This is a genomic window from Caulobacter sp. BE254 (assembly GCF_031457295.1).
In the GTDB taxonomy this organism is placed as follows: Bacteria; Pseudomonadota; Alphaproteobacteria; order Caulobacterales; family Caulobacteraceae; genus Caulobacter.
Window position 1 is genome coordinate 239,363 of sequence record NZ_JAVDWJ010000001.1, and the last position, 18,366, is coordinate 257,728.

General features: G+C 66.5%; 15 protein-coding genes and 1 pseudogene. 5 read left to right on the top strand and 11 right to left on the bottom strand.

Going from position 1 to position 18,366, the window contains the following annotated elements; translation table 11 throughout:
- Position 1 precedes the first annotated feature (1 nt).
- Positions 2-868 (top strand): nitrate ABC transporter permease, encoded by an 867-nt coding sequence (gene ntrB, locus J2X41_RS01140; RefSeq protein ID WP_404979866.1) that lies wholly within the window; start codon positions 2-4, stop codon positions 866-868.
- 12 nt (positions 869-880) lie between these two features.
- A complete protein-coding gene (locus tag J2X41_RS01145) occupies positions 881-1,666 on the top strand; it encodes an ABC transporter ATP-binding protein (RefSeq protein ID WP_310078944.1) in 786 nt (261 codons plus the stop codon).
- A gap of 108 nt (positions 1,667-1,774) precedes the next feature.
- On the opposite strand, the gene J2X41_RS01150 is transcribed toward J2X41_RS01145, so the two are convergent.
- Positions 1,775-2,671 carry a LysR family transcriptional regulator gene (locus tag J2X41_RS01150; RefSeq protein ID WP_310078946.1) on the bottom strand — a complete coding sequence of 299 codons (897 nt, stop codon included), beginning with the start codon at positions 2,669-2,671 and terminating at the stop codon, positions 1,775-1,777.
- A gap of 255 nt (positions 2,672-2,926) precedes the next feature.
- Here J2X41_RS01150 and J2X41_RS01155 point away from each other — a divergent pair, with 255 nt between their 5' ends.
- Positions 2,927-3,661 (top strand): SDR family oxidoreductase, encoded by a 735-nt coding sequence (locus tag J2X41_RS01155; protein ID WP_310078948.1) that lies wholly within the window; start codon positions 2,927-2,929, stop codon positions 3,659-3,661.
- A gap of 83 nt (positions 3,662-3,744) precedes the next feature.
- Positions 3,745-4,341: an NADPH-dependent F420 reductase gene (locus J2X41_RS01160; RefSeq protein ID WP_310078949.1), complete on the top strand. Its 597-nt coding sequence runs from the start codon at positions 3,745-3,747 to the stop codon at positions 4,339-4,341.
- Positions 4,342-4,616: 275 nt separating this feature from the next.
- On the opposite strand, the gene J2X41_RS01165 is transcribed toward J2X41_RS01160, so the two are convergent.
- Both J2X41_RS01165 and J2X41_RS01170 read right to left on the bottom strand, forming a co-directional pair.
- Positions 4,617-5,405, bottom strand: a complete 789-nt coding sequence (locus J2X41_RS01165) for an alpha/beta hydrolase (protein WP_310078952.1) — start codon at positions 5,403-5,405, stop codon at positions 4,617-4,619.
- A gap of 28 nt (positions 5,406-5,433) precedes the next feature.
- On the bottom strand, positions 5,434-6,213 hold the full coding sequence (locus tag J2X41_RS01170; protein WP_310078954.1) for an SDR family oxidoreductase: 780 nt from the start codon (positions 6,211-6,213) through the stop codon (positions 5,434-5,436).
- Between the two features lie 144 nt (positions 6,214-6,357).
- Between J2X41_RS01170 and J2X41_RS01175 the strand changes: the two genes are divergently transcribed.
- Complete coding sequence (locus tag J2X41_RS01175; protein ID WP_310078956.1) at positions 6,358-7,248, top strand: AraC family transcriptional regulator; 891 nt, start codon at positions 6,358-6,360, stop codon at positions 7,246-7,248.
- Between the two features lie 64 nt (positions 7,249-7,312).
- On the opposite strand, the gene J2X41_RS01180 is transcribed toward J2X41_RS01175, so the two are convergent.
- The 8 genes and pseudogenes from J2X41_RS01180 to J2X41_RS01215 form a co-directional block, all read right to left on the bottom strand.
- Positions 7,313-8,905, bottom strand: coding sequence for an alkaline phosphatase D family protein (locus J2X41_RS01180; RefSeq protein WP_310078958.1), 1,593 nt, complete (start codon positions 8,903-8,905; stop codon positions 7,313-7,315).
- A 72-nt stretch (positions 8,906-8,977) separates the two neighbouring features.
- Positions 8,978-11,791 (bottom strand): TonB-dependent receptor, encoded by a 2,814-nt coding sequence (locus tag J2X41_RS01185; protein ID WP_310078961.1) that lies wholly within the window; start codon positions 11,789-11,791, stop codon positions 8,978-8,980.
- A 142-nt stretch (positions 11,792-11,933) separates the two neighbouring features.
- Positions 11,934-12,617, bottom strand: coding sequence for a FecR domain-containing protein (locus tag J2X41_RS01190; protein WP_310078964.1), 684 nt, complete (start codon positions 12,615-12,617; stop codon positions 11,934-11,936).
- A 138-nt stretch (positions 12,618-12,755) separates the two neighbouring features.
- Positions 12,756-12,884: pseudogene (locus J2X41_RS25220) on the bottom strand (FecR/PupR family sigma factor regulator); the annotation flags it as partial.
- A complete protein-coding gene (locus J2X41_RS01195) occupies positions 12,871-13,455 on the bottom strand; it encodes an RNA polymerase sigma factor (RefSeq protein WP_310078966.1) in 585 nt (194 codons plus the stop codon). The gene J2X41_RS01195 and the pseudogene J2X41_RS25220, both read right to left, overlap by 14 nt.
- 356 nt (positions 13,456-13,811) lie before the next feature.
- Positions 13,812-14,513, bottom strand: coding sequence for a class I SAM-dependent methyltransferase (locus J2X41_RS01200; protein WP_310078968.1), 702 nt, complete (start codon positions 14,511-14,513; stop codon positions 13,812-13,814).
- 385 nt (positions 14,514-14,898) lie between these two features.
- A complete protein-coding gene (locus J2X41_RS01210) occupies positions 14,899-16,587 on the bottom strand; it encodes a tannase/feruloyl esterase family alpha/beta hydrolase (RefSeq protein ID WP_310078969.1) in 1,689 nt (562 codons plus the stop codon).
- Positions 16,588-16,740: 153 nt separating this feature from the next.
- A complete protein-coding gene (locus tag J2X41_RS01215) occupies positions 16,741-18,348 on the bottom strand; it encodes an FAD-dependent oxidoreductase (RefSeq protein WP_310078971.1) in 1,608 nt (535 codons plus the stop codon).
- Positions 18,349-18,366 lie beyond the last annotated feature (18 nt).

Below are 18,366 nucleotides of genomic sequence, written 5' to 3' on the forward strand. Positions count from 1 at the left end.
CATGGGAGAGGTCAAGGCGGCGGTGGCTCCGCCGCCGCCCCCGGCCGCCGAGCCCCGGGCCTCGCGGCTGTCGGAACTGCGCCGCCGGGCCGGGGCCACGGCGGCGGCGGTGATCCCGCCGGCCGTGACCCTGCTGGTCCTGCTGGGGATCTGGCAGGTCATGGCCGGCGACTCCTATACCGGCGTGCCCTCGCCCCTGCACATCTGGGCCGAGTCCAAGGACCTGATCACCGACCCGTTCTTCGACCGGGGCGGGGTCGACAAGGGCCTGTTCTGGCACGTGCTGACCAGCCTCAGCCGGGTCGGCGTCGGCTTCTCGCTGTCGGCGGTCTGCGGCGTGATGCTGGGCGTGCTGATCGGCGCCAACCGCTGGGCCCACCGGGGCCTGGACCCGATCTTCCAGGTGCTGCGCACCGTGCCGCCCCTGGCCTGGCTGCCGATCTCGCTGGCCGCCTTCCAGCAGGCCCAGCCCTCGGCCCTGTTCGTGATCTTCATCACCTCGATCTGGCCGATCATCATCAACACCGCCGTCGGCGTGCGCAACATTCCGGCCGACTATGTCAACGTCGCCAAGGTGCTGCGGCTGTCGCCGGTCGAGTACTTCTTCAAGATCCTGCTGCCGGCCACCACGCCCTACATCTTCACCGGCCTGCGCATCGGCATCGGCATGAGCTGGCTGGCCATCGTCGCCTCCGAGATGCTGCTGGGCGGCGTCGGGGTCGGGTTCTTCATCTGGGATCAGTACAATTCCGGGCGGATCTCCGACATCGTCGTGGCCCTGGCCTGGGTCGGCCTGACCGGCTTCTTCCTCGACCGTCTGGTGGCCCTGCTGGGTCACGTCGTCTCGCGCGGCAACGCGGCGAGCTAGGAGACCATAACCATGGCCAAGGCCTATCTCTCCATCGAAGGCGTCGGCGTGACCTTCGCCAAGGGCGCGGCGCGCTCGGAAGTGCTGACCGGCATCGACCTGAAGGTCGAAAAGGGCGAGTTCGTCTCGATCATCGGGCACTCCGGCTGCGGGAAATCCACCCTGCTGAACGTGGTGGCCGGCCTGGTGCCGGTGACCACCGGCGCGGTCATCCTCGACAAGCAAGAGGTCAACGCGCCGGGACCGGACCGGGCGGTGGTGTTCCAGAACCATTCGCTGCTGCCGTGGCTGTCGGTGCGCGAGAACGTCTCGCTGGCGGTCGACAAGGTGTTCGGCAAGACCAAGACCGCCGCCGAGCGCCGCGCCTGGACGCTGCACAATCTGGAGCTGGTCAAGATGACCCACGCGCTGGACAAGCGGCCGGCCGAGATCTCCGGCGGCATGAAACAGCGGGTCGGCATCGCCCGGGCCCTGGCCATGGAGCCCAAGGTGCTGCTGCTGGACGAGCCGTTCGGGGCCCTGGACGCCCTGACCCGGGCTCACCTGCAGGACAGCGTGATGGAGATCCACGCGGCGCTGAACAACACCGTGCTGATGGTCACCCACGACGTCGACGAGGCGGCCTTGCTGTCGGATCGCATCGTGATGATGACCAACGGTCCCCGCGCCGCGATCGGCCAGGTGCTGGAGGTGGCCCTCCCCCGTCCGCGCGACCGTCTCGCCGTGGCCGAGAATCCCACCTACGTCCACGCCCGGGCGGCGGTGATCGAGTTCCTCTACGCCCGGCGCGCGGCCTGAGGACACGAACGCGCTCCCCGAGCGGCTGAGCGGAGCGCCTCGCCGAGGCCCAAATCGAGGAGATCGCCGTTCTCGGCAAGCTGGTCGTGGCCGGCGACCTGCTGGGCTTCAGTCGCGCGACATGGACTGCCCCGCCAGAAGTGGAGCGTGGGCGGCGAGCCTGCGGGACACGAACTCCGTGAAGAGGCGCACGCGCTTGGTCTTGCGCGTCTCCCCCTGGGTGAGGATCCAGAGCGTGCCGTACAGGTGCAGGTCGACGCCCGGCGCCCTGGCCAGCAGGGGGTCGGCGTCGCCGACGAAGCACGGCAGCGTCGTGATCCCCAGCCCTTGCCGCACGGCGACGATCTGCGCCCCGACGTCCGTGACCCTGAAGGGAACCCCGGTGGCGCCGACCTCGCCCTCGTTGGCCCAGTCCGGAACGCCATGGGCGCTGATGACGATCCACCGCAGGGGATCAGGCCCGCCCGCATGCCGCGCGGCCAGTCGATCGCGGGAGATGTAGACGCCGCCGAACACCTCCGGTCCCTTCAGGCCGTGGAGATTGAGCGGCAGGGTCTTGCGCTCGTAGACGACGCGGATCGCCACGTCGGCCTCTCGGTTGGTCAGGTTCGCCAGCTCGCCGGATGACATGATGTCCATCTCGATATCCGGATGCAGACGCGCGAAATCGGCGAAGTCCGGCATGAGCAGGTGTGTCGCCAGGGGCGGCGCCAAGGTCACCCGCAGCCGTCCGCGCACGCTCTGGTCGCGCCCGAAGACGCGGGTCTCCAACTGGTGCGACGAGGCCTCCATCTGGTTGGCGAGCTCGAGCACCTCCTCGCCCGCGGCCGTCAGGCGGTAGCCCGAAGGCAGCTTTTCGAACATCTGCGACCCGAGACGGTTCTCAAGCTGGGCGATGCGTCGCAGCACGGTCGCGTGGTTGACGCCCAGGCGCTCGGCGGCGGCCCGCACCGAGCCCGCCCGCGCGACGGCGAGAAAATAGCGAACGTCATCCCAGTCGATCATGGTGCATTCCCGCGCCGCGCCGTGTGCTGTCCGAAGCCGGTCCCTAGCACGTCGAACAGCCGTATGGGCGGTCGCCATGGCCGAGTCGACGAACGTTGCCCGATTTTGCACGCGGACACCGATCGTCAAACCGGATCGTTTTCGCACCACCGATGTGCGCCCTTCCGCACTCAACCCCCGACCCAGGCGGACCCATCTGGAGCGTCTCGGGATCTGCCCGAACAGCCAAACACAGAGCCCCGAAGGAGAGACGTCATGGGAAAGCTTGAAGGCAAGGTCGCCGTCGTCACGGGTGGATCGAGCGGCATGGCGCTGGCGAGCGCCAAACGGTTCGTCGAAGAAGGCGCCTATGTCTTCATCACGGGCCGGAGACAGGAGGCGCTGGACGAGGCCGTCAAACTGATCGGCCGGAACGTGACCGGCGTGCACGGCGACGCGTCCAATCTCGCCGACCTCGACCGCCTGTTCGATACGGTCAAGCGGGAGAAGGGCAAGATCGACGTCCTGTACGCCAGCGCCGGCGTCGGCGAAGCCGCCCTGCTGGGCGAGATTACCGAGCAGCACTTCGACGCGGCCTTCAACCTGAATGCGCGCGGCACGCTGTTTACGGTCCAGAAGGCCCTGCCGCTGCTCAACGACGGCGGGTCGATCTTCATGACCGGGTCGGTGGCTTCGATCAAAGGCTTTCCCGGCTACAGCGTCTATGCGGCCAGCAAGGCGGCGCTGCATGCGTTCGCCCGCGGGTGGCTCAACGAACTCAAGGGCAGGAACATCCGGGTGAACGTGCTGCATCCGGGGCCGATCGCCACGCCGATGCAGGACCAGGTCCTCACCGAAGAAGCAAAGCAGATGTTCGAATCCCTGATCCCGCGGGGAAAGATGGGTCGTCCCGAGGAAATCGCCGCGGTCGCGCTGTTTCTGGCCTCGGACGATTCAAGCTTCGTGAATGGGGTGGAGCTGGCCGTCGACGGCGGCTTCTCGGCCATCTGAATTGACGCCGGACCGGGAACCGGCGCCCCCCCGGCGCCGTCGAAGGCCGGGAAATCAAGATCGACACGGATCGGAAAAACATCATGAGCTACGCAATCATCGGCTTCGGCAAGATCGGCCAGGCGCTGGCCAAGGCGTTCGCCCGCAACGGCGTCGAGGTCTCCGTCGCCACCACGCGCGACCCGGAAAGCTTCGCCGCCGAAGCGGCCGCGATCGGACCCACGGTCCTTCCCAGGAAACTGGCGGACGCCCTCAAGGCGGACATCATCTTCCTGGCGGTCCGCTTCGAGTCGCACCCGCAGGTCGCCAAGGCGCTGCCCAGCTGGAAGGGCAAGACCATCGTCGACACGACGAACCTGTTTCCGGTCCCCGAGGGGCTGGAGATTCCCTCCTCCGCCGTCGTCGCCAAGGCGTTCACCGGCGCCAGGCTCGTCAAGGGGTTCAACCACCTGGTCGCCGCCACCCTGGCGGCCGATCCGGTCGTCGAGGGCGGCCACCGGGTCGTCTTCCTGTCGAGCGACGACGAGAACGCGGTCGCGCCCGTGGCCGCCCTGGCCAGACAGCTCGGGTTCGCACCGGTCAACCTGGGAAAACTCGACGAGGGCGGCGCGCTGGTGCACGCCCACGGCCGCACCTGGGGTCCGCTGATCTTCCAGGACCTGTTCAAGAAGGAGTCGTAATCGATCCACCACCGTGTGATCGAAGCGGAAAACCGGTCGCGCGCTATTGTCTTCAGACAACGCGCGACCGAGCATTGAAGGCCAGCGCGACCAGATCCAAGGCCTTCCCACACCGCTGCGCCCCCATCGGGGCCGCCGGCAAGGACGAGCCCCGCCTTTCCGGTCGGTCAGGTAATCTCGGCGGCGCTGAGTGGAACGGACTAGACGTAAACTGAGCGAGGACGGCTGCCGTATCGTCAGCCGTCCTCGTCGTTATCTGGAAAACACCGCCCCGATCATCGGCCGGTGGCGTCCAAAATCAGCGCGGACACCTCTCGGGGATGGGAGATGAGCGAGACGTGACTGGACGGTATCTCGACCGTTCGCGCGCCCATGCGGGAGGCCATGTAGCGCTGCAGGTCGGGATTGATCGTCCGATCCTCCGTGGAGACGGCGTAGAAGCTGGGCTTGGAACGCCAGGCCGCCTGGCTGACGCGTCCGGCCAGCAGCGCTTTCTGGAACGGCTGCTGCACGGCGAAAAGGGCGCGGGCTCTGGCGGCCGGCAGGTCCCCCGCGAAGTCCCGCAGGAAGGCTTCTTCGGTCAGCCGGCCCTCGTCGCCGTCATAGACGATCCCCGCCGAGGCCGGAGGGATCGGATAGCGAGCGGCGAGCGCCGCATAGTCCTCTCCGGCGTCCGGGGCCCGGGCCGCCACATAGACCAGGGCCGAAACGTTCGGATGGACGCCCGCCTCGGTCACGATCATGCCGGAGAAGGAATGACCTGCCAGCACGGTGGGCCCGTCCTGCCGGTCCAGCACCTTGCGGCAGGCGGCGACCGCCTCGTCCAGCGTTGTCAACGGGTTCTGGACGGAGGTTACGTTGAGCCCGCGCGCCTGCAGGCGCGGGATGACCTCCGACCAGCTCGAGCCGTCGGCGAACAGTCCGTGGACGAGAACGACGTTGGTCGCTTTCGCTGGAGACGACGCTGGCGGCGGCGCGGCTTGGGCTTTCGCCCTGGGCGCGGCCACGGCGGCCGTCGCGCCCAGGAGCAACGAGGTGGTGAAACGCCGGCGATCCATGATCATGACCTGTCTCCTAGGATTGAAAGGCCCGCTAGATCGCCATGCCGCCCGAGACTTCGATGCGCTGGGCGTTCACCCAACGATTGTCGTCGGACAGCAGGGCGGCGATCATCGGCCCAATATCGTCCGGCTCGCCAGCCCGGCCAAGAGCCGTCATCTCGGCGACCTGCCGGTTGAGCTCGGGATTGTCGCGCACCATGCCGCCGCTGAAGTCGGTCTGGATCGCGCCAGGAGCCACGGCGTTGACCGCGATGCGCCGCCCGCCCAGCTCCTTGGCCTGATAGCGGGTCAGGACATCGATCGCGGCCTTGAGCGAGCCGTAGGGCGCGCTGCCAGGAACGACGATCCGGCTCAGGCCGCTCGACAGGTTCACGATCCGGCCGCCGTCCTTGATCAGCGGCAGCAGCTTCTGGGTCAGAAAGAACACGCCCTTGAAGTTGACGCGATACAGCGTGTCCATCTCCTCTTCCGTCGTCTTCTCGATGGAATTGTGATGCGAGACGCCGGCGTTGTTGACGAGATAGTCGAAGCGCTCGGCCCCCAGGTCGCCGAGCGTTCCGCGCACTTGGTCCGCGAAGGCGTCGAACGTGGAGACCTCTCCCACCTCCAGTTGCAAGGCGACAGCCTTGGTCCCCGCCTCGGCCGCCAGGGCGACCACCTTTTCGGCCTCCGCGCGATTGGCGTTGTAGGTGAAGATCGACCGGACGCCGCGCCGCGCGAGGCTGAGGACGGTGTTGCGGCCGAGACCGCGGCTTCCGCCGGTGACGATGGCGATCGGCGTATCGGAAAAGGCCGTGATGCTGTCGGACATGACGCGCTCCTGCGTTCGAATTGATGAGGCGAGGATACGCGGGGGCCGTCGATGATGAATGCCGCAACCCTGCCCATTCTTGCCTATTCCTGCTCCTGGAATTAGATTGAGACGCTGGCTTTGGGATGACGCAGGCGGGCTCGGATGACGGACGATCTGGCGCATTCGGTCCTGCGCTATACGGACCAGCAGTCGGGCAAGAGTCCCTTCGCGACCGCCATCGCGGGGCTGACCATCCTGCGCTCCGACCATCCCAAGCCGCTGTCGCACATGATCATCAAGCCGGCCCTGTGCATCACGCTGCAGGGCGCGAAGTGGACGGCTTTCGGCGAGCGGCGCTTCGACTATGGAGCCGGCCAGGCCTTGGTGGTCGGCGTCGAGATGCCGGCGGTCGGCCAGGTGATGCAGGCCAGTCCGGACCAGCCCTATCTCGGTCTCGTCATCGAGCTGGACCTGGGCGTGATGCGCGAGGTGATCGAGAGCCTCGACAGCGCGCCGATCGCCTTGGAGAGCGTCCGCCACGGCGTCTTAGTCAGCGACTTCGAAGGACCGCTCGCCGACTGCGCCGCCCGCGCCGTCCGGCTGCTGGAGACCCCGCAGGCCATCGCCCTGCTCTATCCGGCCGTGATGCGCGAGATCTGCTATTGGCTGCTGACCGGGCCGCACGGCGGTGAGGTCGTGAAGATGGCGCTGGGGAGCGACCGCACCCGCCGTCTGGTCGGTGCGATCCACGCCCTGCGCGACCGCTACGCCGACCCTGTCCGCGTCGACGAGCTGGCGTCGATCGCCCAACTCAGCCCCTCGGCCTTTCATCGGCAGTTCAAGGCGCTGACCGCGATGACGCCGGTGCAGTATCAGAAGCAGTTGCGCCTGTTCGAGGCGCGCCGGCTCCTGGCGTCCGGCGAGACCAATGTGGAAAACGCCGCCTTTCAGGTCGGCTATGAGAGCGCCTCGCAGTTCAGCCGCGAATATTCACGGATGTTCGGCGCCTCGCCCCGCCGGGACGTCGCCTCGCTTCGGCGTCTCGCGGCCTGACCTCGCCCCGATGGCGTGGGAAGCCGATGGCCGCGGGCGTCGTTTGGCCTCCATGCCAGCCGGCTCAGACAACGCCCAGAGCCGGCCTCCCCTGCTCAACGACGAAGCGCGCCGCTGTCGAAAGCGCGCCGCCGGGTATCGTCACGCGATCGACCACCCGGACGTCCGTGCGCCAGTGGTCGCGACCGATATCGAAGACCTGGTAGCCGCGCCGCGCGTCGAAGAGCCGGCAATGCGGATTGCCGGCCGGGACGTCTTTCCAGCTGTCGGCCAGGACCACCCCGTCGCCGCCCGAACTGATGGATGACGATACGAACTCGGTGGCCACGGCGGGACCGTCCCAGGCGTCGTCGCGCGCCGGCACGACCCCGGCATGATGCTGGTGGACGTCGCCGGTGGCGATCACCACGTTGGTCAGCTTGCGGTCCTGGATCGCGCGCGCCAGTCGCTCACGGCTGGCGGGATAGCCGCTCCAGCTGTCGAGGTTGGTGCGGCCGGCGGCGCGCGACGGGGGATAGAGCAGCGGCATGACCATCACCTGCTGGGCCAGCAGGTTCCAGCGCATGTGATTGCCCAGCCCTTCCTCGAGCCAGGCCTGTTGCGCCGAGCCGATGATCGAGGGACGGGACGGATCGGCGATCGGCAGGCAGCGATCGCCCGCCTTCGCGCCGCAAATCTGGCCGCTGCGATACTGGCGCGTGTCCAGCACATGGACCCGGACCAGATCGCCGTAGTCGATGCGCCGGTGCATGCGCAGAAGGCCCGCGGTCGGAAACTGGGCGCGGCGGACCGGCATGTTCTCGTACCAGGCCTGCATGGCCGCGAACCGGCGCAGGCGAAAGAGCTCCCTGGGCGTGGCGTCCTGGTCGTCGTCGCCCGCCCAGTTGTTGTCGACCTCGTGGTCGTCGAACGACGACAGGAACGCCGCCGAGGCGTGGGCCGCCTGCAGGTCGGGATCGGTCTTGTACTGGGCGTAGCGGCGGCGATAGTCGTCCAACGTGTAGATCTCGTCGCCGACATGCTCGCGCAAGCAGGTCTTGCGGCGATCGGGGCCAACCCCGGTCACCGGACAGGCCTTCCCCGCCGCGCCCTCATAGATGTAGTCGCCATAGTGGAAGACGGCGTCCAGGTCGGGCTCCTGGCTCAGATGGCGATAGGCCGTGAAAAGTCCGGCCTCGTAGTGCTGGCAGCCCGCCACGCCCAGGCGCAGGCGGTCGGTTCGCGCGCCGGCGGCGGGGGCCGATCGCACCGTGCCCACCGCGCTCATCTCGCCGGCGGCGGAGAACCGATACCAGTAGCGCGCGGCGGGCTTGAGCCCGCCCACCTCGACATGGACCGAGTGCCCCAGCTCCGGCCGCGCCAGTTCGCCGCCGGACGCCACGATGCGCGTGAAGCCCTCGTCCTCGGCCACTTCCCAGTCCACGGGCACGGCGCGCATCGGCATGCCGCCGCCGTGCTCGAGGGGCCTGGCCGCCAGGCGGGTCCAGATCACGAAGCCGTCCGGGGCCGGGTCGCCTGACGCCACGCCCAGCGTGAAGGGATAGGCGCCCAGGCTCTTGCTCGCCATGGTCTGGGCCCAGGTCCGCGATCCGGTCAGCCCGGCGAACATAGTCAGGCCACCCATGGCCGTGATGAGCGTGCGGCGTTCAATCGTCATAGGAGGCGTCCTGAGAGAAGGCGCGGGCCGGATCGCTGTTCGGCCCGCGCGAGATGGCGGTCGGAAGCGTGATCAGGGCCGATAGATGACGTTGAGGAAGAAGGAGCGGCCCTTCTTCATCTCGGCGCGGCGCTCTTTGAGGTTCTGGTCGTAGCCAAGATAGAGATCCTCGTTGAGGACGTTCTTGGCCTGCAGCTTGATGATCCAGTCGCCGGCGACTCGGTAGCGAACGGTGGCGTCCATCTGGCCCCGGGCTTCGGGACCGCGGTTCAGCCACGGATTGGCGCCGATGCCGTCGTAATAGGCGTCGCCCCAGTTATAGCCGACCCGGGCTTCGCCATCTCGGGGCAGCTTGTAGAACACCGCTGCATTGGCCATCCAGTTGCGCTGGTAAAGCAAGCGGTCGATGTGCAGCACCTTGCCGTCGACAATGTAGTCCATGTCGCCCCAGGTGCGCGTGGCGTTCAGGGCGATCCCGACCTTGTCCTTCAGGAACCCCGGCAAGCCCGGGATGGCGTTGTTGATATATTGCGCCTCGACGCCTCGCATCTTGGACTTGTTGGCGTTCATCGGCGTGCTGACCACGTACTCTACGCCGTCGACCAGCTGCTCGTCCTTCAGGGCGTAGATGTCGTCCTTGATGGCCTTGTAGAAGGCGCCGATGCTGGCCAGGCCGTTGGAACCGTTGAAGTAGTGTTCCAGCGTCAGGTCGAAGTTGTCGGAGCGGCGCGGCTTGAGGTCGGGGTTGCCGCGCGAGATCGTCAGGTTGAGGTCGTTGCGCGACTCGGCCTGGGCGATGTCCTCGGGCGCGGGGCGGCCCAGGGTGCGGCTGTAGCCGCCCTTCAGGCGGAGGGTCTCGCTGAAGTCGTGAACCACGTTGAGCGACGGCAGCAGGTGCCTGTAGTCGCCCTCATAGCGCTGGGTCCCAGGCTGGTAGACGCCGCCAACGGCGCGCGGCACATCGGCCGAGTAGTCGGCGATGTCTAGGCGCAGGCCGGCGATGAAGCGGGTCTTCTCCAGCGCGTAGAGGCCCGACACGTAGCCGTAGCCGATGGTCTCATCGTACCGGTAGTCCGAGGCCGCGGAGGCGCTGGCTGACGAGGCCTTGTTGACGGCCAGGCCCGGCAAGACATCCTGGCGGAACTTGGCGTAGTTGATCCACAGTACCGGATAGTTCCACATCCACGGGGTGTAGCCGTCCGGCAGATATTCATAACCCGCCAAGCCGGACTTGCCCGGCGTGTAGACGGTCTGGTCCAGGTCGCGGCGGACATCGAAGTCGCGGATGCCGATACCCGCCTTGAAGCCAAGGCCGCGGGTGTCGGCGGCGAAGTTGCGCGTGAAGTCCAGCCTGGCCTCGGCGGCCTCGCCCTTGGCCTTGGTCAGGGTGTCGCCGGCGGTGAGCAGGGCGTAGTTGCCGGCCGTCGTCAGGCCGTCGGTCCCGACCAGATCGAACTTCACCGACTCGCCGGACATGTCGTAGTTCACCGACAGGGCGGCGGGCTTGTACTGGTAGGCGTTGGCCCATTCCAGATCGTAGAAGGTGTTGGCGTTGTAGCCGGCGCGGAACTCGAGGTTGGTGGACTCGTCGAGGTCGTAGCGGGTCTTGAAGATCGCGCCCTTGGCCTCGTTCTCGAAGCGATCGTAGTTGAACGCCGTGCGGACGTCGGGGATCTTCAGCGTGCCGGTGTGCTGGGTCTGGTTGGTCAGGCCCGTGAAGCCCCGCAGCGTGAAGACGTTGTTGGTCTGGTCCTCAGTCTGCTTGTAGTCGTAGACCATCAGCGAGCTGTACCAGCGCGACGAAGGCTGGAATTCGAAGGTGGCCGAGCCGCCATAGGTCTTGATGAAGCTGGTGAACTCGTAGTCGACCAGGGCCTGGGGCGCGGGATCGAAGCCGTTCCAGTTGGGGTTGTCAGGCGTCGTGGCCGCGCCGGCGGACGTGTAGTAGGTCCGGGCGTTGGGATTGCGCTTCACGTCGTCGTACGAGCGCTGCTGGTAGGCGCCGCTGAGCACCAGGCCAAACTGCTGATCCGACCCGAACCGGTGGGTCCAGAGGCTCTTGATCCCGCCGCTCCAGGGCGAGTCCTTGTAGCCGCCCAGGCTATTGCCGCCGGGCACGTCGTTGTCGGTGACGTAGCTGACGAAGGTGTCGATGTAGAACTTGTCCTTGCCCAGGCCGAAGGCGCTGTAGGGCACGATGTTGATGATCCCGCCGATCGCGCCGGCGTCCTGGTCGGCGGTGAAAGTCTTGTAGATCTCGGTCTTGCGAGCCGCCTGGCTGGGGATCAGCGCCAGGTCCACCCGACGCTGGCCGGCGCCCTGATTGGCGACCGAGATCATGCCGATGCCGTCGACCGAGACGTAGTTGAGGTCGGGCGTGATGCCGCGCACCGCCACATATTGGCTCTCCTGCTCGCCGTAGAGCACCTGCATGGTGCTGACGCCGGGCACGCGACTGAGGGCCTCGGCCAGGGATTGATCGGCCAGATCGCCGGTGTCGTCCTGCGCCAGGGCGTCGACGACGGTCAGCGAATTTCGACGGGTGGCGATGGCTTGCTGGTTTTGGAGCGCGGTGCCGGTGACGACGATGGCGTCGACCGCGGTGGCGTCTTCGTGGACGGCCTCGGCGGGAAATCGCCCGCCGATCGCCGCCAAGGTCACCACCGTGCCGTCCTGGGAGGCGACCCTCAGGCCCGTCCCGTCGAGAAGCAGCGCCAGCGCCGCGCGAGAGTCCATCGCGCCGGTCACCGCGCGGGTGCGGACGCCGCGCGTCAGCGCCTCATCGACGAGAATCTGAAACCCGGCCTGGCGGGCGAACTGGGGAATGGCCGTGGCGGCGGCCTGGGCGGGGACGTCGAACCGTCGGGCCTCGGCCTGCGCGGCCATCGGAAGCGCAAGCACCGCTGCAGCGACCGAGCCGAAAAGCAGACTATTATTACGACCAAAGAACATTGGCAGCCCCCTCAAGCACCACGTGCACGGTATAGATGCCCGGGAGGCCGTACTTCCTTCATCTGAAGGACGTATTTTATTGTGAATGTTCTATGACTATATCGCCATTCGTCTCGACTATCTTATTTCCCGTCATGCGAGCAGCCGCCAAAGCAAATTGTTGCGGTTGATCGATCAGGAAGTAGCCGACGATCGTTCGTTGGCCGGCAGCTGGATCGCGCAGCACGATCTTGCGGGTGTTGTAGCGATTGAACTCCTCAACGGCGCTGGCGATGGTCCCGCCGTCCAACACGATCTCGCCGCGGCGCCAGGCCAGGACGTCATCGGTGCGCGACGGCTTGGCCGCGGGCGGCGGAGGCGCGTTCTCGGCGATGAAAGCCTCGTGGCCGGCCGAGATGGCCAAGGGAGGGACCAGCGCGCCGTCCCGCCAGGCCAGCACAGTTCCTTCGGTCACCACCACCCGCGCGCCGCCTCCTTGGCGCCGGACCGAGAAGGCCGTCCCCGTGGCGCGCACGTGCACCGGGCCGGCGTCGACCACGAAGGGACGGGCATGATCCTTGGCGACCTGAAACCAGGCCTCGCCACGCCGAAGCGTGATACGCCGCTGGTGCTTGGCCAGACGTACCCCGACGCTGCTGTCGGTATTGATCATCGCCACCGAACCGTCTTCCAGCGCCACCCGGCGCTGCTCTCCAACCTCGGTGCGGAACCCGCTGAACGCGGGCGGCATCAGGACAACGGCGCACAGTCCGGCGGCCATGGCGGCCAGCGCCCAAGCGGCGCGCGGCGATACGCCGGCGAAACCCCGTGCGCGCCGCGTCGTCAACGCCGTCGGCGCCGGCGCCGCCTTGCTGACAACCCGGCCCTGATCCAGCAGCCTGAGGCCGGCCTGGGCCCGCAGGAAGGCGCCGCGCCGGCGCGGATCACTGGCCAGCCAGGCCTCCAGCTCAAGCCGGCGCGCTTCGTGCAGCGGACCGGCGTCGACGCGGACCGCCCAGGCGGCGGCTTCTGACTTAATGTCGGACATGGGCGGACGAACGCGGATCGGGGGTGACGGCGTCTTGAACCGGGGCGCAGTCGTCCTCTTCCTCCAGCGCCTTGAGGATGACCTTGAGCCCGCGGATCGAATTATTCTCCACCACCGCTTCGGTCACGCCAAGGCGCAGCGCGGTCTCCCTTTGGGAAAAGCCATGGATGCGGCGCAGTTCGATCACCTGTCGGCATACCGGCGGCAGCATGGCGATCAATCCCAGCACCCGTTCCAGTTCTCGCCGGGCGCCGGTCACCCGCTCTGGCGAGGGGCCCTCATCGCGCATGCGCAAGGCGTCGAGATCGGTGATGGCTTCGATCCTGACCACCCGTTCGCGGCGCAGGCGCTGCAGCAGCATCGAGCGCGCCGCAGTCAGGAAGTAGGCCCGGCCGTTGCGGATGTGGGCGACCGTGTCGAGTTCGGCGATCTGGCAATAGGCTTCCTGGATCACGTCGTCGACATCGCCGGACCGACGCATGGCCCGCATCAGCCAGGCGCGGACATAGGCTTCGTGCGGTAGAATATGCAGCGCAACCCAATCGATGATCGCTTCGCGACTGTCTTCCACGCGCCCCGTCCGATTAGAACATGGGCCGGAAAACCACGGCTTGATCACAGCTTGATGACATCGTCACGGCTTGTGAACCGGAACCCATCAGCGAGCGCCGAAAGTTGTTCTCGCAGGCCTACGGGTTGCCTGTCTTTTTGCAGATCAAGGCGACCTTGGTTCGTCCGAGACCACGTGTCCCGTACGCCAGCGGCTCGAGCTCGATCATCGACACCCATCTAATCGACCATCGGGCGTATGGCGCGACGTCGCCGAGCGTTGATCGCGCAGTTGAACATCGCAAGTCCAACCGCGGAAACCGGCGTCGCCCGTAAGCGAAGTTCGGACGTGCCGCCGGCGCGGACGCCTCGTGACAATCAAGCCTTCACGGCGTGCCACCCTCGGATCATGAACGCCTGGTAGAACGGGATTGGCTTCGAGAAGCCGGCGGCCTTCCACAAAGCTTCCGTCTCCGCCGGGGGCAGAACGCCCAGCATATCTCGCATCATGCCGCCAAGCTTCGTCAGCGACTCCGGCGTTGCGCCCATTAGAACTTGGATTCGCTTCCAATCTTCCAACATCTCGGGGAACTCCGGGGCGTCCAGATCGCCGCTGATCTCGGCGCTGGCGAAGCGGCCTCCCGGCTTCAGGCGGTGATGAATGGCCGAATAGAAGGCGTGTCGGTCTTCGCGTTTGATGAAGTGCGCGACCAGTAAACTAACCGCGGCGTCAAATCCGCCGTGGGGAGCATCCTGGGCATATCCCTGAAGAAGCTGGCAACGATCCAGCAAGCCAGCCTGTTCGAGCCGGTGTCGCCCCACAGCCAGCATCTCCTCGGACGGATCGACGCCGACGAACGACCAGCCCGGATATATCCTGGCCAACGACAGGATTTCAGCGCCGGTGCCCACCCCGACGCACAACACGCGCGCATCGGCGGGCAAGTCCGCCAGAACCAACCGCAGCATGAAATGCAGACCGTCGGAGATGGGGGCGAGCGCGCTGTTCCGACGATCGTAGGCGTCGGCGATCTCCTGGTTGAAGAAGTTGGATGAGGTCGCGGGTCTCAGCTGTTCCATTGTTATAATATAACAGGAAGTTTCGGGCGCGCCATCCGTCCTGTCTCTGTCAGCGTCGAGCGAGCTTGATCTGTTTGGCGACGGAGGTCCGGCTCCGACCCTGAGCGGACTTCAGATCCCTCTCCTTTAGGGAGAGGGAGGGGCCCGCCGCGAAGCGGTGGGAGGGTGAGGGGTTACAGCGTCGACCGGCGTGCCGGCACTCCGTCTTGCTCAGCACCCCCTCACCCCGACCCTATCCCCATGGGAGAGGGAGGTCCGACATCCACCCTTCCCAGCCATTCGAAGGTTTGTTTTGCCATTGGCTTGTTTCCAAGAAGCAGACCTTCGCCAACCTCCATTGAAGATCGGTGCGCACCGGATCTGGCGGACCATGGCGCGGCGGCGCTCAATCAACATATCGCGCCGCGACGGCGTGGATATTCCCCCGCGCCCGGACCTGGCAGCGGAAGCTGGACGCAAGCGCCGGGTTGCCGCCCGTATACCGAGGGAACTCCGGATAAGGACACAGGGGGCGCAGCGCCACGACGGGCTTGCGCGCATCGTTGTCTTGAAAGCGGGCGCCGAGCAGGCGGGTCGGCATGCGCTGGTTCTCGACCCACCGCACCAGAGCCCAGAGCGCGTCGCGATCGGGTGACATCTCCGCGCCGGGAGCCATGTCCTGACCGATATTCCAGGCGCCCGGCCCCCCCGTGCAATGCGCCATGCCTGGGGCCAGAAACAGGCGCATATAGGTTTGGACGGCGGCCAGATCACCACCGTTCGCGCTCACATGCCGCTCATAGTAGTCGACCGAGGTGTCAAACGGGATCACCGGATCGCTTAACCCATGATACCAGAGGATCTTCCCTCCACGCCGCCGAAAGGCGCTCAGGTCGGTGCTGTTGGCGTTGAGAAGGCCCGCCAAGACGCCGTCGATCCGATCGACGTCGCGATCGAAGTCGAACGACGCCGGCTGAAACGCGTCGCGTCCCAGAGCCCAGTAGAACGGATAGAACATTTGCCGCGGCCAGGTCTGGCGTTGTTGCGCCTCCAGGCCGGGCGGCGTCGTCTCGGCTCCGATCGCCAGGGGGGGATAAATCCGCTCACCGCTTCGGGGATTGACCGCGCCGTCGTAGACTCGGCGCAAGGCGAGGCGCTGGGCGTCGGTCAGGCAATCGGCCTTGTCGCCGGCGTCACAGCGGGGAACGGCCACGTCTTCAAATCTGCACCCTCTCGGGTCGGTAAGATAGTCGTCGCCCGGAGCGCCGCCGTCCCTGCCATTTCCACAGGCCTTCACGATCGCCGCATGAACCAGATCCAGCTTCGCGCCGGAAAGCTTGGCGCCGGGCGTCTCCACCAGGGCGTTCCAGTTCCAGAGAAAGGACATGTGGATGTGCGTTCGATCTTGCGCCGGGGCGCCGACCAGGACGCCGTCGTAGTCGTCGGGATAGCGCTGGACATTGACCAGCGCCTGCTGCCCTCCCGTCGAGCACCCCGTGAAATAGGAATGGCGCGCCGGCCGACCATAGAAGGCCTTGATGAAGGTTCGCGCCGCCCTCGCCATCTCGTGGTTGGCCCGATATCCGAAGTCGCGCCAACGCACCGGTCGCCCAATGGCGGCAAGCGCGTTGGGGGCGGTTCCCAGATCAGTGTTCGCGACCGCGAACCCTCTCCGGAGATTTTGGGTCATCGGCTTTCCGAGGGAGAGCCTGCCGGCGCCGCCGCCATTGCCCGTGCCCAGAAACCGTCCGTTCCAACCCGTGACGGGCAACCAGAGCTCGACGCCGATCGCCGATCCGCTTTCCGGGCTCATTGTCAGGTTGATACGGCAAAACGCTGGAAGCTGCGTCGCGGGGCCATCCTTTCCATCCGGGCCTGGCAGGATCGCTTGTCCAGCGGGTGTGAGCGCGACCGAATTCACTGTTGCGCCGTCAAGCTCCACGGCGCGCATCCTCTCGCACGCCAAAGCGCCTGACACAGGCTGGCGGTTGAGAAGGTTCGACGGCGTCGCCGCGGAGACGCTTCGCGCGACCAGCGCGAAGAGAGCGACAAGGATCCCCATCGCCAGTCCCGAACGAACGCTCGAAAACGGCATGGCCGGGACCCCTTTCAGAGCCGAGCGAGGCGCCCGGCCTGCCCATGTCAATGTCGATGTCAATGTGGGTGGGTCCATCGAAATGGTCGCTGGCTTTCGCGTCCTCACCGACGCCGGTTAGTCCCGGCGGTCCGGCTTCAGGCGCCGGGTGTTCTACTTCACCGACGGGTCGAGGACTTGGCCTTCCTGCAGGAGTGTCTTTTTCAGCTTCCCGTAGTCGACGGACTGGACCGCAACGTCGTCGTCGAGGGCTTGGGATGCGGCCGCGCCGGCCGACTGCCCCAGAATCGTGAACACCGGCTCCATGCGGATAGACCCATAGGCGATGTGGCTAGCCGACACCGCGACCGGCGCCAGCAGGTTGGTCGCCTCCGTGCGCTTGGGCACGATCGCGCGATAGCTGACCCCGTAAACCCGCCCGGGGGAGATCTCGATATTGCCCTCGTTTTGAACATGGCCACGAGCGTCGACATAACGACGCACATTGTGGGAATCGAGGTTGTAGGAGCCCAGGCCAATAGGCTCGGGTGTCGGGATCAGGCCGCGCAGATGGTTTTCGGTCATCACGAAGTCCGAGACCATGCGGCGCGCCTCACGGATATAGAGCTCGCGTGGCCAGGCGCCGTTGTCGGTGAACTCGTCGGCGCAAAGCCCCCACGGCGCCATGGATTGGCGGACATCCGCCGGCGCGCGGGGATCGTTCTGCAGGAACCAGAAGAAGCCTTCCTGATACCTTCGATGCTCGTCGGCGATCTGGGCCCGCTCGGCATAGTCAGCGGTCGGATAGGCGTAGTTCATGCCGATGTTGTCGGTCGAGAAACCACCATAGTTGTTGGTGTCGGTCTTGCCGCCCGGGATGCTGGAGAAGATGCCGAAGGGACCGCGGAAGCCCTCGTCCAGATACCGCGCCAGGACCTCGTAACGCATCGGATCGTAGCCTGCGGGCTTCTGGAACGCTTTGCGGTTGGCCGGGGTCTTGGTCATGCAGAGACGGTAGTTGTAGGCCTGTAGGCGGCTGTCGCCCTCCCCGTCGCCCCCCGCGGGCTTGGGGTCGATCCCGGGGAGCAGACCGCTGCTCGGGTCGCCCGGAACGACGTAGGGATCCACGTCCTTGACGAACTGATGATTGGTCGAGCCCGCGACCTGGATCCCGTTGAGGGTTTCCCCATACTTCGCGTTCGCCTCCCGGCCGGTCGTGAACGACACCCCCGCCATCGCCAGCAGGTCGCCCTCGTAGGTCGCATCGATAAACATCCGCCCCTTGTAGACATGGCCATCGAGGGTCTGAATCTGGCGGATGTGGGCGCTTTCCTTCGTCACCCCTCGCTCGGGGTTCAAGACCAGCTTCTGATTGAAGACGGGACGAATGCGAGCCTCGTCGAGCCAGCGCCCGTAGACGGCCTCCGCCACGTGCGGCTCGAAGATCCACATGGTGTCACGGTCGACCAGCGACCGGGATTCGGCGGTCTGGCCGCGGGTTGGCCCCGTATAGCCCGCGGCCACGTAGTGGGCTTTCAGATCCCGATAGAACTTCAAGGCCAAACCGCCGATCGCGTCGTGGTCGCCCGCGTCCGCGAAACCAAGGCCATTGGTGCTCATGCCGCCGATATGCCCCCCGGGGCACAGCAGGCTGACGCTATGGCCATGGCGTTTGACCTCGATGGCGGCGGCGATGCCCGCCGGCGTGCAGCCGTAGACGACGACGTCCGCCTCAGCGCTCAGCGCGGGTTGGGCCAAGGTCTGCGACGCGACGGTGGCCATCAGAACCCCAGTCAGGAA

What these genes read in the sequence shown, in the direction of transcription:
- J2X41_RS01185 (WP_310078961.1), bottom strand. Translation starts at nt 11,791, where the DNA reads ATGGCCGCGCAGGCCGAGGCCCGACGGTTCGACGTCCCCGCCCAGGCC.
- J2X41_RS01145 (WP_310078944.1), top strand. Translation starts at nt 881, where the DNA reads ATGGCCAAGGCCTATCTCTCCATCGAAGGCGTCGGCGTGACCTTCGCC.
- J2X41_RS01160 (WP_310078949.1), top strand. Translation starts at nt 3,745, where the DNA reads ATGAGCTACGCAATCATCGGCTTCGGCAAGATCGGCCAGGCGCTGGCC.
- ntrB (WP_404979866.1), top strand. Translation starts at nt 2, where the DNA reads ATGGGAGAGGTCAAGGCGGCGGTGGCTCCGCCGCCGCCCCCGGCCGCC.
- J2X41_RS01155 (WP_310078948.1), top strand. Translation starts at nt 2,927, where the DNA reads ATGGGAAAGCTTGAAGGCAAGGTCGCCGTCGTCACGGGTGGATCGAGC.
- J2X41_RS01180 (WP_310078958.1), bottom strand. Translation starts at nt 8,905, where the DNA reads ATGACGATTGAACGCCGCACGCTCATCACGGCCATGGGTGGCCTGACT.
- J2X41_RS01150 (WP_310078946.1), bottom strand. Translation starts at nt 2,671, where the DNA reads ATGATCGACTGGGATGACGTTCGCTATTTTCTCGCCGTCGCGCGGGCG.
- J2X41_RS01190 (WP_310078964.1), bottom strand. Translation starts at nt 12,617, where the DNA reads ATGGCCGCCGGACTGTGCGCCGTTGTCCTGATGCCGCCCGCGTTCAGC.
- J2X41_RS01215 (WP_310078971.1), bottom strand. Translation starts at nt 18,348, where the DNA reads ATGGCCACCGTCGCGTCGCAGACCTTGGCCCAACCCGCGCTGAGCGCT.
- J2X41_RS01200 (WP_310078968.1), bottom strand. Translation starts at nt 14,513, where the DNA reads ATGGAACAGCTGAGACCCGCGACCTCATCCAACTTCTTCAACCAGGAG.
- J2X41_RS01170 (WP_310078954.1), bottom strand. Translation starts at nt 6,213, where the DNA reads ATGTCCGACAGCATCACGGCCTTTTCCGATACGCCGATCGCCATCGTC.
- J2X41_RS01175 (WP_310078956.1), top strand. Translation starts at nt 6,358, where the DNA reads ATGACGGACGATCTGGCGCATTCGGTCCTGCGCTATACGGACCAGCAG.
- J2X41_RS01165 (WP_310078952.1), bottom strand. Translation starts at nt 5,405, where the DNA reads ATGATCATGGATCGCCGGCGTTTCACCACCTCGTTGCTCCTGGGCGCG.
- J2X41_RS01210 (WP_310078969.1), bottom strand. Translation starts at nt 16,587, where the DNA reads ATGCCGTTTTCGAGCGTTCGTTCGGGACTGGCGATGGGGATCCTTGTC.